Annotated in this window: 17 protein-coding genes; 5 read left to right on the forward strand and 12 right to left on the reverse strand. The window is 41.2% G+C overall.

The features are described from left to right. Positions 1-12: 12 nt before the first annotated feature. Positions 13-849: a helix-turn-helix transcriptional regulator gene (locus NYE70_RS17745; protein WP_290406433.1), complete on the reverse strand. Its 837-nt coding sequence runs from the start codon at positions 847-849 to the stop codon at positions 13-15. A 154-nt stretch (positions 850-1,003) separates the two neighbouring features. On the opposite strand from NYE70_RS17745, the gene NYE70_RS17750 reads away from it, so the two are divergent. Beyond that, positions 1,004-1,609, forward strand: a complete 606-nt coding sequence (locus NYE70_RS17750) for an isochorismatase family protein (RefSeq protein ID WP_290406432.1) — start codon at positions 1,004-1,006, stop codon at positions 1,607-1,609. Here NYE70_RS17750 and NYE70_RS17755 read toward each other — a convergent pair. Together NYE70_RS17755 and NYE70_RS17760 are read right to left on the reverse strand one after the other, a co-directional pair. Next, on the reverse strand, positions 1,606-1,959 hold the full coding sequence (locus tag NYE70_RS17755) for a DUF4260 domain-containing protein (RefSeq protein WP_211024448.1): 354 nt from the start codon (positions 1,957-1,959) through the stop codon (positions 1,606-1,608). The two genes, NYE70_RS17750 and NYE70_RS17755, sit on opposite strands and share 4 nt — an antisense overlap. Before the next feature lie 11 nt (positions 1,960-1,970). After that, on the reverse strand, positions 1,971-2,387 hold the full coding sequence (locus NYE70_RS17760) for a MerR family transcriptional regulator (protein WP_341047208.1): 417 nt from the start codon (positions 2,385-2,387) through the stop codon (positions 1,971-1,973). A gap of 183 nt (positions 2,388-2,570) precedes the next feature. On the opposite strand from NYE70_RS17760, the gene NYE70_RS17765 reads away from it, so the two are divergent. Further along, a complete protein-coding gene (locus NYE70_RS17765) occupies positions 2,571-2,987 on the forward strand; it encodes a VOC family protein (RefSeq protein WP_341047209.1) in 417 nt (138 codons plus the stop codon). A 306-nt stretch (positions 2,988-3,293) separates the two neighbouring features. Here NYE70_RS17765 and NYE70_RS17770 read toward each other — a convergent pair whose 3' ends face one another. From NYE70_RS17770 to NYE70_RS17810, 9 genes are all read right to left on the reverse strand, one after another. After that, entirely contained in the window at positions 3,294-5,033 is a 1,740-nt protein-coding gene (locus NYE70_RS17770) for an ABC-F family ATP-binding cassette domain-containing protein (RefSeq protein ID WP_211024428.1), read from the reverse strand. Between the two features lie 83 nt (positions 5,034-5,116). After that, complete coding sequence (locus NYE70_RS17775; protein ID WP_341047210.1) at positions 5,117-6,784, reverse strand: recombinase family protein; 1,668 nt, start codon at positions 6,782-6,784, stop codon at positions 5,117-5,119. Between the two features lie 90 nt (positions 6,785-6,874). Beyond that, positions 6,875-6,997 (reverse strand): hypothetical protein, encoded by a 123-nt coding sequence (locus tag NYE70_RS17780; RefSeq protein WP_341047211.1) that lies wholly within the window; start codon positions 6,995-6,997, stop codon positions 6,875-6,877. A 122-nt stretch (positions 6,998-7,119) separates the two neighbouring features. Beyond that, positions 7,120-7,539 carry a hypothetical protein gene (locus NYE70_RS17785; protein ID WP_341047212.1) on the reverse strand — a complete coding sequence of 140 codons (420 nt, stop codon included), beginning with the start codon at positions 7,537-7,539 and terminating at the stop codon, positions 7,120-7,122. A gap of 118 nt (positions 7,540-7,657) precedes the next feature. Beyond that, the gene (locus NYE70_RS17790; protein ID WP_341047213.1) at positions 7,658-8,443 is read right to left on the reverse strand and encodes a DNA-methyltransferase; all 786 of its coding nucleotides are present in this window, start codon (positions 8,441-8,443) and stop codon (positions 7,658-7,660) included. A gap of 85 nt (positions 8,444-8,528) precedes the next feature. Continuing rightward, positions 8,529-8,783, reverse strand: a complete 255-nt coding sequence (locus tag NYE70_RS17795) for a DUF5348 domain-containing protein (protein ID WP_341047215.1) — start codon at positions 8,781-8,783, stop codon at positions 8,529-8,531. Positions 8,784-9,181: 398 nt separating this feature from the next. Next, positions 9,182-9,733: a crossover junction endodeoxyribonuclease RuvC gene (locus NYE70_RS17800; protein WP_341047217.1), complete on the reverse strand. Its 552-nt coding sequence runs from the start codon at positions 9,731-9,733 to the stop codon at positions 9,182-9,184. Further along, positions 9,714-10,607, reverse strand: a complete 894-nt coding sequence (locus tag NYE70_RS17805; protein WP_341047218.1) for a hypothetical protein — start codon at positions 10,605-10,607, stop codon at positions 9,714-9,716. The genes NYE70_RS17800 and NYE70_RS17805 overlap by 20 nt, the downstream gene beginning before the upstream one ends. A gap of 4 nt (positions 10,608-10,611) precedes the next feature. Next, positions 10,612-11,130: a TOTE conflict system archaeo-eukaryotic primase domain-containing protein gene (locus NYE70_RS17810; RefSeq protein WP_341047219.1), complete on the reverse strand. Its 519-nt coding sequence runs from the start codon at positions 11,128-11,130 to the stop codon at positions 10,612-10,614. Between the two features lie 149 nt (positions 11,131-11,279). On the opposite strand from NYE70_RS17810, the gene NYE70_RS17815 reads away from it, so the two are divergent. The 3 genes from NYE70_RS17815 to NYE70_RS17825 all read left to right on the forward strand — a co-directional run bounded on the left by NYE70_RS17815 (position 11,280) and on the right by NYE70_RS17825 (position 12,297). Further along, complete coding sequence (locus NYE70_RS17815; protein ID WP_341047220.1) at positions 11,280-11,441, forward strand: hypothetical protein; 162 nt, start codon at positions 11,280-11,282, stop codon at positions 11,439-11,441. Between the two features lie 68 nt (positions 11,442-11,509). Then, a complete protein-coding gene (locus NYE70_RS17820; protein ID WP_341047222.1) occupies positions 11,510-11,893 on the forward strand; it encodes a hypothetical protein in 384 nt (127 codons plus the stop codon). Beyond that, positions 11,890-12,297, forward strand: coding sequence for a hypothetical protein (locus tag NYE70_RS17825; RefSeq protein WP_341047223.1), 408 nt, complete (start codon positions 11,890-11,892; stop codon positions 12,295-12,297). The genes NYE70_RS17820 and NYE70_RS17825 overlap by 4 nt, the downstream gene beginning before the upstream one ends. Positions 12,298-12,328: the final 31 nt, after the last annotated feature.

The raw sequence follows: 12,328 nt of genomic DNA on the forward strand, positions 1-12,328 counted from the left end.
CATTTTAAATTATCATAATCCAGAAAGTAGTTTTTTTATTTTTTCAGTTGTTGGGGGATCCAAAGGAATATTAACTGTAACTTGGAGATCAACAGAGTCTATAGCCTGTAGAGAAAGATGGCCAAGACGAAGGGTACCCGCAACAGGATGATGAAGTAGCTTTTCACCTTCCGGTACATTTATAACATGATGCAACGGCCACCACTCCCGGAACTCCTTGCTTTGCTGATTCAGATCCTCAATAAACTCTTCCCACCAAGGATCCCCGACTTTATTTGCATAATTCGCCCGGAGCTGCGCCAGCCTAAGTTTGGCGTTAGCTTCCCAACTATCACCAAGCATTTGCCTGGCATAATCCGTAGTGAATAAGCGCCATATGGAATTTCTTTCTCTTGCCGACATGGATTCATAATCTCCATAAACAAGAATCGCGGCCTGGTTCCAGGCTACAATATCCCACCTTGAATTGACCACAAAGGCGGGGCTTTCCCCCTGTCTGTCCAAGAAATCCTGCAGTAGCCGGCTTACGTTGTTCTGGGGTGCATATTGATTCGGGGGTAAATGTCCTACAGCCAGCAAGAAGAGATGCTTCCGCTCAAAGTCGTTTAATCTCAGTGCACGGGACAAGCTATCAAGCACCTGAATGGAAACTTGAATATCTCTTCCCTGCTCCAGCCATGTGTACCAATCCACACTGATACCTGCGAGTGCGGCAACCTCCGCCCTTCGAAGACCAGGTGTCCGCCGTCTTTCACCGGGAGGCAAGTCTACCTGCTCCGGAGTCAGAGAGGCTCGTCGGATACGGAGAAATTCCGCTAATTGCCCGGTCTTTTCGCGTTCCCCCTGCATTTTATTCCTTCCCTCCACTCCTGTATTCTGGGAGTAACACTCCTAGGATCATTCCCTCTCTCGTTATTCTATACCATCGACTATATACTAATGTAGTCTTCATTTTAATACAGGATGAGGGTATGAAGCTCATGATCGGAGGAGGAGAATCTATATGAATCTACCACAGGGAAATCAGTTAAAGGGTGAGGAAAGAGAAAAGTTATTGGATTGGAGCAAAACCTCTCTGGTCGTCATCGACCTGCAAAAATGGATCGGCAATCAATATGCTCCTTATTCTGCCGAGACGGTCATTGCCAATTCAGCTAAGCTGGCCCGTCATTTCCGGAATAAGGGGGCTTTTGTGACGCTCGTGCACGTATCCAGTAAAGATTTCAAAGATATGCCTTCTCCCAAGCTCGATATCACACCACCTAAACTAAATCTGATAGAGGGCTGGGATGAATTTGTTCCCGAGCTCGGAGTGACGGAAACAGACCATATCATCTCCAAAAAGCAATGGGGAGCTTTTCATGGAACCGACCTTGATCTGCAATTACGCCGCCGAAACATTGATACGATCGTTCTATGCGGCATAGCCTCAGGGATTGGAGTGGATACAACCGCCAGAGAGGCATTTCAGCATGGCTATCATCTTATTTTTGCAATCGACGCCATGACCGGGTTTACCAAAGGCGAACATGAGCATGTAAGAAATATCATTTTCCCTAGGATGGGCCGGATTCGTACGACAGAAGATATCTTGCTAGCGGAACCTTAAAGCCTTTGTATATGTGTATTAGTAAATGAGGAATCCTGATATTTCAATCCGGCACCTATTGCTCTATCCATGCATATATGAGCGATCCAGATGATTGATCCCAATAATAGATAATCGTTTGAAAAATATAAATAACCTAATACAAAAAGCAGGGGGAAAATAAAGGTGTGTCCCAAATTATAAACCATCGCACCTATTTTCTTATTCATTGTGTACCCAAGCATTGTAAGATCAGGAACGAATAAAAGAACTACGAACAACCATATGGGAAAGTGTAGCTGCATGTAAATAAAAAGGGAAAGCGCAAAGGCAACTGCATATTCAACATGAACGATTTGTTTATTCGTCATCATCTCTCTCCTTATAAATCCTTTTGAAATAAACCAAGCACTAGTTTTTCAATATCGTCTATATTCTCTAAATACTTCACATCACTTGCAAGTTCTTTAATGGTCTGCACGACTTTCAATGCCTGTTGATAAAACGAGATTTTTTCCTCAAGTTTCATGATTTTTTGATCGAATAACAATACTGTTGTATCCTTACATTCGGTTGATATAGATTTGTTGTATCGTAATAGAAGTAATTGTTGAATTTCCTTTATTGTAAAACCTAATTGCTTTAATACGATGGTAATTTGTATTTGTTTTTCACATTCTTCATCAAATTCCCGATAACCATTTTCTCGTCTAATTGGAGTCAATAAGTTCTCTTTTTCATAATAGCGAATGGTGTCCGTTTGAATTTGGTATTTGCTCGCAAAATCCCCGATTTTCATTTTAGCCCCCCTTCCAGGAAAATCATAACATTGGAGTAAACTCCAGAGTCAACTATTTATGACAGATAGCGCTAATGAACCACTTCCGAATCAAGTAGTCCGATGAATTTCCGGCTCGGGTTTCGTCTAAATAAACAAAAGCATCAATGACAACAAACCAATTTGAAGATGAGGTGTATATAAATGGCATTAACATCCACATTCACGAGCATCAATCTGCCTGTAAACAACGTAGAAAAGTCGAAGGCGTTCTTCACCGGACTCGGATTCGAGCTCAACCCTCAATTCCCCGATAATGAGGTGTCGGTGGCCATCGTGATCGGCGATAACCTGCAAGTCATGCTGATCGATGAAGCATTCTTTAAAACGCTCACGGAAAAGGAATCGGTCGATACGAGCAAGTATGCGCAAATGACGATTGCATTGGCCTTCGAGAGCCGGGAAAAGGTCGATGAAATCGTGAATACCGCGGTCTCCTTGGGCGGGAAATTACATGCTGAGCCTGAATATCATGGTTCCATGTATCATTGGGGCTTCGTGGACTTGGACGGCCATTTGTGGGCAATCAACTGCATGAACACGGATGCAGCTCAGGGTTAAGGATAACGGAGAGCACTTATATTGGGATTAACAGGAAAGACGCCGGGAGCCTACCCCGGCGTCTAGTTTTATTCGTTGTATGCAATAGACAGATGATCCGAACCCGCCTTACTAAAACTTTTCGTCATTTAGGATACGGTTCACCGTATGACTCTATCAGCGAATTTTTGCAATATACGGGGCTAATCCTTAATTAATTTTACCAGCCCATAGTGAATTCAATAAGTATGCAGTATAAAGACACTGAGATATTATTCAACAGTGTCTTTTTTGGCCTTTTTCTACCGTTACTCTAAGCGTTGCCGTCTAAAGCTGCTTAATGATGTCTTCCAACTCGTCGACCAAGCCTTTTGCCGTTTCAAAATCCGTATTTTTCAAAGCTAATTCGATCTGCATTTCAACGGCCTTTTTCTTCTGTTCGTTTTCCAAATAGTCTTTATCAAAATGGCTGGCGTAGATCATCTGTCTGAATTTGCGCATACTCATTTTTCTAATCGTCTTGTCGTCAATGATCAGCACATAATCCATGCCGTTTACGACGGAATAGAAATCGTGGGATATCATCAAAATCGCGCCTTTGTAGTCTTCGATGGCTTTCTCCAGCGCAATCTGCGTATAGAGGTCCAAATGGCTGGTCGGTTCGTCAAGCAGCAGCAGGTCGGCTTGGCTACCAGCGACTTTAGCCAGTTGAAGCATGTTTTTTTCTCCACCTGATAATGATTCGATCTTCTGATCCAGAATTTCGCCTTCAAAGCCGTAGTTCGCAAGATGCGCTCTAATCTCGTCATACGTTTTGAACCCAGCGTCGATGAATTCATTAAGGATCGTATTCGAGTCTTTTAGCGTTTCGTCTTGAAGCTGCGATAAATAGGCCACTTTCACATCTGCATTGATTTCGATGGAGTCATGGTTGTTTTTGAAGATTTCGCGGAGCAAAGTCGTTTTCCCTGTGCCGTTCGGGCCGATGATCGCGACTTTATCTGTAGATTGGATTTCAAAATTAACGTTGTGCAGAAGCAGCTCGTCGAAGGCGACGCTGTAATTGGCAACCTTTACAACAGTGGCGTCTTCCACTTCACGATCCAGATCAAAACGAATATTCGGCTGCTTGATCTCGACAAACGGCGCTTTGATTCGGCGTGCTTCCAATCTTTCCTGAAACTTAACTCTGGCTTTTAATGCTCGGCCTCTGGACGCGTCTGCAACATTCGTTGCGATCTCTCTAAGATTATCGATGATGTGATCGTATCGCTCGATTTCTTCGGCTTCGGCGACAGCGATTTCTTGCAGTTCGATCTTGGTCTGAAGCAGCGAGAAGTTATAATCGATATACCGCCCGTCAAACTCCTGGATCTCCATGTTTTCGAGGTGAATGATTTTGTTGAAGCAATGATTTAACAGATAGCGGTTGTGCGTAACGACCAGCAGCATGCCTTTGTGGGAATTGATCAATTTTTTGAGCGCATTGAGGTTTTCAAAATCCAAAAACACGTCCGGTTCGTCCATAATCATCAAGTCCGGGCTGCCGAGCATTTCCTTCATGACTTGAATCAGCTTGAATTCCCCGCCGCTCAAGGAAGATACTCTGGCGTCTTTCAGCTTCATCAGATTGGCGAGATTCAGCTGCTTATTAATCGTGCTCTCGAAATCATCCCCGCCTATGGCATCGAGTGCGTCCAACGCAGATTGATACTTTTCCATCAGCGAATCCATATCCGACGTGGTTTCCATCTCAGCATAAATCGCGGTGAGCTCATCCTGGATCTTGATAAAGTCTTCCCCGATATATTCAAAAACGGTCATTTCTTTCGTTTTGTCCACCTGCGAGAACTGACTGACGTACCCGATTCTACAATCTGGGTCAATCTCCAGCTTGCCCTCGAACAAATGCCTTTCCGGGTCCATCAGCATCTCGATCAGTGTACTTTTCCCGCTGCCGCTCGTGCCGATAAAGGCGCAGTGTTGTCCTTCTTCGAGCGTGAAGGAAATGTTTTGATATAGTTCTTTTTGCGGGAAAGAGAAGGATAGGTTATCTATTTTAATCATGGAGTTACCTTTCTGAATCGCCATAACGGCGGGTATTGTGGGGTGCGCGGCAGCGTTTAAACTTAAGGTTGCCGATTTTCAGATTAACACTGTTTGGTGGGGAGTACAATTGATTTGTAGGTTATACTCTTTTTGGAATTTTCTTCGCTAACTATTAGAGCTGAATTTGCGAAAACCTCAAGGCTTTGAGTTTTTACTTGTGGTATGGTTCTCCGCGTATCATTTAGTGGTAAAGCATTGTCTTCTGAAAACCAGAAGACAATGCTTTTTAGAGATTTCCTGTCAGGCTCCACTTCTATCCTTTTGACCAACGCCCTAATCAATTGTTTCTTTTCTTCGTTATCAGCTATCTCAAACATTACCTCAAAATTTTGCATCGCCTCAATGATGAGTTCCTTATTAATTGCGTAATTTGCCGACTTCTTCTCTAAACCCACTTGAATAACATGAATAGTACGTTCTGCTTCTTCTATTTTCTTGTTTACTGCAATAATGGCTTCGTTGTAGGCTTCTGCTTGCATTGTGCCACTCAACAAACCTTGGTTAAAATCTTCTTTTCTCTTTTGAAGTCTATTCAGCTCTTTTAATTGAACTGAATGTTGTAACGACAACTCCGCTGTATCATGTGAGCGTTCATGTTCGATTTTTTCAATTATTTGTTCAACTACGTCTTGCTTTTTCATTATGCCATGTATAACATTAAGCACTTGCTCTTCTGCAAATTCCTTATCGATTAGGTTCGTTTTGCAAGCTGTTATTCCTTTTGAGTGGTATGCTTGGCACATGTAATATAAATGATACCCTTCACCATTTCTCTTCTTTCTTTTGGTCATGACCGTTCCAGCCCCACATTCGGGGCATCTTAGTATACCCGAAAGCAAGAATTGTCCCTTGTAACTGCTAGTAGTCGATGCTTTACTAAGTTGCTGTTTTCCTATTTCCTCTGCCCTATTCCAGATTTCCTCACTAATAATAGCTTCATGATTCCCTTTAACTATAATGGGATTAGTAGATTTACCTTTGCGTCTTCTTTTCTCCCATTGACGATGATTACCCCATCTGATTTTTCCGATATAGGTTGGATTGCTAAGAATGGTTTTGACGGTATTGATTTGAAACTGTTTATCATGCTTGGTTTTGTAGCCCATTTCGTTTAATCGGCTGGCAATTGATTTATAGCCTAATCCAGTTACTCTCAACTCAAAAATCTTGTTTACAATGCCCTTTTCTTCCTCATTTATTATCAATTCTCCGTCTATTGAATCATATCCAAGAATTTTTCCACCATTCCAATTTCCTTCTGATGCTCTTTTAGACATGCCCATTTCCACTCGCTCAATAATTACCGTTCGCTCATACTCTGCAAATGTCCCAAGTAAGCTAATAAACATATATCCATTTGTTGTAGAACTATCTATGTCACAAGTGCTTATCATTAATTTCATATCGCGTGGGTGTAACTCCAAATCAATTAATGTAAGGACATCTCTATTACTTCGTGATATCCTATCGACCTTCCACGCTAGAACTGCATCAAACTTATTCTGTCGGATATCTCTTAATAGTCTTTGAATTTCTGGACGGTTAAAATCCTTACCCGAATATCCGTCATCAATATAGATGTCGTAAACATCGTACCCTTTCTTCTTTGCATACTCAACCAATATAGCTTCCTGACTCTCCAATGAAAAACCGCTTGTTTGCTCTTCTGTTGATACACGGCAATATATTGCTATTTTTTGTTTTTTCATGATTTAAATTCCCTTCTGTATTTGTTCTTGTAAGACTTCGATTTATAAACAGGCAGGTTATCATCGATAACCCGCCGCGTCAATCAGGTTCTATTTTTGAATTTTTGTTTCCGCATATTTCTTTATCATGCCTACAAGTACTTCTATAAGTTGCTGCTTTTTAACTTCTTCCGCCGTAGGTGTTATAAGATCACGATTAATGTTGTTGTCCATTTTGTTTTCCCCTTGCTATATATTAAAAGCCACGTCCGTGTGACTTGTGATTTTTTGTACTACTGATTTATGGGTGATCTTTCCGAAATACTATGTATTTTAGTAAACCACACTGCAGATAGTTACTCGCCTAGGATAACGGCACTTGGGTACTTCATGACAAGAGATGCTTCATCATTAACAATATCAATCAATTTCGCTTCGTTATGAGCAGTAATTGCATGTATTAAGGTAATTGCTTTCGGTGTCCTCGCTACCCCGTCTACCACGAAGAATTTAGTGGCTGTAATCGTCTTATCAGGGCTTATGTGGCTCCAAGTTCGGTGGCAGATAATATCGTTTATCGTTGATTTTGATACGTTAAATAGGCAAGCTAATTCTCTTTTAGTACAGTAGCCCTGATTGTGCCAATATCGGATTTGTCTAACTTGGTATTCCTTAAGCTTGGAACAGTGATTATTTTCACCGCTGTAAGGGGATGCTGCTTTGTTGTATCGGTAGCTGTTAATAATATGTAAACCTTTTGATAGTGTATTTTTCATGTGTATTTCCTCCTGGAATTTTGATTTAGTGGCTTCTCCCTATTGCTGGTTCATCGAAGCCTATATGATGAACTGTTTTTGGACAAACAGAATGTTTTCTTTGTTATAAGATGCTTACTTAATCTTCGAGAAGATGGGCAAACTGCATTTTGAATTCATTCGTATTGTCCAACCGCATATTGGCTAACTCTATGTATGCTGGTTCTCTTTCAAAGGTAATAAAATTGCGACCTACTATTTCAGCAGCAACTGCCTCTGACCCACTCCCACAGAACGGAACGAGAATAATGTCGTCTTTATGGGAATGTAACTGTATGAGTTTTATGGTTAGTTCCAGCGGCTTTTGACACGGGAACTTACCGAACTTCTTCTCTCTTTGCGGTGTGAGCGCCGTTTCAATAATGTTCTGAATGTTTTTTCCGCCATTGATTTTCTTAGCGAAGTGTAAGTTGTAAGTCCTGCTTTTGCCTTTAGTCGCCCATATAATGGACTCGGTTGCAAAGTGCGGTGCATTCCCTGAAAAGTTTGGTGGAGGATTTTTCTTTCTCCATTCATACTTGGCTCGAACGGTTAGTCCTGTTCGCTCTATAAAATAACCGACTGAAAATAAGTTGTGAAAAGTGCCGTATACTAAGATTGAGCCATTTGGTTTCAAAACACGGTAGCATTGCTCAATCCACTCTCTATTGAAGGTGTCGAAGTCCGTAATTTTGTCCCAAGCTTGGTTGAAAAAGTTGTAGCCGTACTCGGCTTTTAAGTTGACCTTCGTGCCTTTTTCCCCTGTGTTATACGGTGGATCTGCAATTATGAGATCCACACTGCCATCAGGAATCATTTTCATGCCCTCTATGCAGTCTCTTTGATAAATTCGATTAAGTTGTAGTCCATTCAGTTGTTTTTCCATATTTGATAATTCCTTTCGTAAGTTTTTTAGCTGGCTGACTTGTTTTTTATTGATAAGTTCGTGTAGCTTCTTGGATTCTTTGTTTTCATGACGAAATTTGGATCTCGTATTTTTCATTTGGGTGAAGCTTAAAGCGTTTGTTACTGCTGATTACGTACCAGTCGTTGTCCATCTCGATGCGACATCTCAGCTTCTGTTCGCCAATCTTTAAGTGAAAAACATCTCCACAGTGGAGATAGTCTATCAACCATGCTTTTTTGCCAGACTGATATCCCCATCTGTCATTTTCCTTGTCATACTGTAAGGTTAAAGATGCTTGCGTCAATTTCGTCTGTATCATGGGAACTCCTCCGTTGCTTGATTGCTTGTTTTCATGCCTTGCCGTATTACGATGACGAGCGATATTCAGTTTTCAAAAGAGCAAAGGGAGTCCTAATGGACTCCCTGGGGCTGGCTATAAACCAAAAACACCCAAGGTTTTACCGTATGAGAATCGTTTCTCATCTCATCTTCTATTCGATTCCTATCTCTTAGGGCAGACTACTCCCTGTTAGATAGGCTCGTTTAGAAGTAAAACATTAAGATGAGCGCTTACTGTGTGGCTACTGCCATTCAGTAAGACCGATTCCGCACATCCTTTCGGATGTCGGTAACCTTGGGTGTTACATATAAAGTTTAATTTGTCTAAATCGCTCGAATGAGCTTGATATGAATTCTAGCAAAGCAAGGCTGCAATTGTCAATCATTTCTTTTACTATTTTTCATCGACTGCACTTCATCGCCTAGACTATCCAAAATGACACTAGCGTTCGGATAAGTGAAACGACTCCAAAAAAAGCCCATAGAAAGTGCATCGCTAACATTATGATCGTATGATGGGATATGTTTGAACTGATTATAAAAATAATTGTATAACGTCATTTTCTTGCCATCGGGCAGGTTTAGCATGGTCTTAATGCCATGTGTACGCCATGTAGTGACATGTATACTTTCGAATGGAATGCATTTGCGCCAGCATAAACTTTCTATGGTGTAATAGAGCATGCATAGCTTGCGGTAAGTCCTCACATTGCGTTGCATCTGAATTTCCTCGATTACAACGTGCTGTATGTCATAGGTGGAAATCATTTCATTTAGCCAGCCTTCAATTTCAAACAATCGATTCATGATTTCTGTTTTACCGTTCAATTGCAGTAATCCAGCCGTGACTAATGTACATGATGAAGCCGAGACATGATAGACGCTGTACCCGAATTTGAGCAGGGACTGATCACAGAAGAGAACGTTCATAGCGCTCATTCTCCCTATCGACCAGTTTGTATGTATCCTCGAAAACCCCTTGGAATGTTGTTGACCCAGAAGGCAATGTGGTATCGGGGTGATACTCTTCCAGTATTCGCATATAGTAGCTGCTCGCCTGTTGCTTATAGTAGCTACCTCGTTGCATTAGCATTAATTGCTCGTTCTTCATCAACTCTTTCACTCGCGCATGTACCGTACTCTTTTTACAGCCTGTAATAGCCCCGATTTGTCTGATGGAAAAGAAGAACTGCCCCTGATTATTGAACATTCGACCAAGTATGATAATGCACCATACGATTTTTCTTGTCGTTTCATTCTTGATATTACGGACATAGGCTATGTCCAGCTGACTGACACGGACCTCATCGCAAATCATGGCTGGGAAATGCTTGTTATCATCATAGATTCCCTTTACGTCAGATTGTACGTCCGAGATGATTTCCTGTTCTGTACTATTGGATCTTCCGTGTTGCCTTTCGTTCATTGCCCACTCAATGACCTTCTTCGCAGTTTTCTCACGACTGTATCCTTCATGCTTATAATACAAGATTACAAAAAGCTGATAATAATGACGGCGACGAGTTGCTGTCATCTCTTGGGGGTCCATTCCGAATTGAATTAACTTCTGTGCTAATGTATATCCTGCAAGCAGGCTTCCCTGCGGAATTTCGGCAGTAAGTTTTGATTTCGCAACAATAGAATTGCCTTGACAGGATTCACTTATATCCTCATTCATTTCAGGTTCGATTGTTCGCCATATCTGATAAAAACGGTTAATATCCATTGGGCGGATTTGCAGGAAATATTCTATTGAGTCATTAAGAGCTTGCAAATTATGCCCCACAAATAAGGTTCGACGCATAACTTTACGATGAATCCCGAAAGGGAGCTTGATGCCGCCGACTGTTCGACGGTTTCTCTGGTCGAAGCTCAATATTTGTTTTAGAGACACCAAGCTGTGTACGGATGAAATCCCCAAATGAAACCAGCAGTTCAATTCGTATCGGGGTTTGGAAGAAGAGCCAGAGATGCCAACCTTTCGTTCCGCTTTCTTCAAGATGAATATCCTCGGCTTGGAAACCGTAATTCTTAATCAACTGGATTAGCCCTAATGGAACAGCTGGGTCTTTAACATCGATGTCAAAGACGAGAAATTTGCTATGACTGCCTTTATAAAAGCAGCCAAGTGTCATGCTCCCCGCCAAATGCTGTTCTATTTGCACATCAGTTAATGTTTGGTTGGCAACGGTACGATAATCGACACTTTCATATTTACCGTATTGCTGAATAAATCGTTTACGTTCACCGAGAATAAGTTCGTTTATTTTAAGAGTAAGCTCTTGCTTGCGTAATTGAATTTGGCTTTCGATTAAATCTTGTTTCATGTTCTTTCCTCCATAACATTTGAATTATGGAGATTATATTTTGTATCTGAGAGAAGTCAAATTTCAAACTGTAAAATTTTGTAATTTATCTCATTCTGGACACATCACTATCTTTTTTCTTCTTGAACTGAACAGAACTAAAAACATCCTTGGCAAGAGAGAAAGAAGCAGCTATACTAGGCGCTATAGATTTACTGGATAAATATGGAGGTCGTTATGATGAACATGATTACACCACAATTAATTATATGGATTGCATTAGCCCTGGTTATACTAAGCAGGTTGGACATATGGCTGAAAAAGACAGCTAGGAAAATGAATGCGCCAGCATTTTCAGCTTCACAGTACCGCCTAAGATTTCAGCAAGAATATGACACGGATGAAAATAACAAACATCTTCATTTCACAAAAGGCAAAGGAGAAGCTGACCATCAACATTAAATCACAAAAAATCGGATTTTATATTCGCGGCGAAACACCACGCACTTTATCAGCGCAACAATATGATCTCCAACGATTTTGTAAGGACTATAACTTTCCAATCGAGGATGTCCTCGTTATTCGAGATGTAGCTCGCTCAGATGGATTGCGTCCTCAGTTGGATCAGCTCTTGCGAGGAGAGAGGAAAATTGACATACTGGCGATGAGGTCGCCTCATATCCTTCATTTATTTCATAATGAGTCAGAGAAGCTTGCCGAATTGTTAAGAAATATAGGCATCGCTGTACTGTACGTAAATTCCAATAAGGAGCAATCGGTTTGACCTATTATGGAACTGTAAGTCTCAGTAAGCAGAAATTGTACCTCTTGATTGCAGCGAATATCTTCCTCACCGCCATCAGCATCATGTTTTTCCTTGGAAATTTCTCTTGGTCCTTGCTTATCGGATTGGTGGCTCTCACGTCATTGTTGTTTATGGAACTGCATTTTTCGGAAAGGAAATCCAGTGCGTCAATATCATCAACCGAATTTCACTATAATCGTGCTTATCTATTTGGATTGCTTGCCATCAATCGTGTCTATCGATTTACACATGCGCACATCATACAGGAATGTATCGATGAAATTGAATCCACTGGCGCCGCGACATTTTCGAGCGATACCCTTGATGAGGCGACACATGCAACCATTGTTTTTTATCGAAATGGGGCAGTTTTTTCTGAGTAAAAGCACTATTTTTTAGATTATTTCTGTAATA

The organism is Paenibacillus sp. FSL R5-0407, assembly GCF_038009185.1.
Classification (GTDB): domain Bacteria; phylum Bacillota; class Bacilli; order Paenibacillales; family Paenibacillaceae; genus Fontibacillus; species Fontibacillus vini.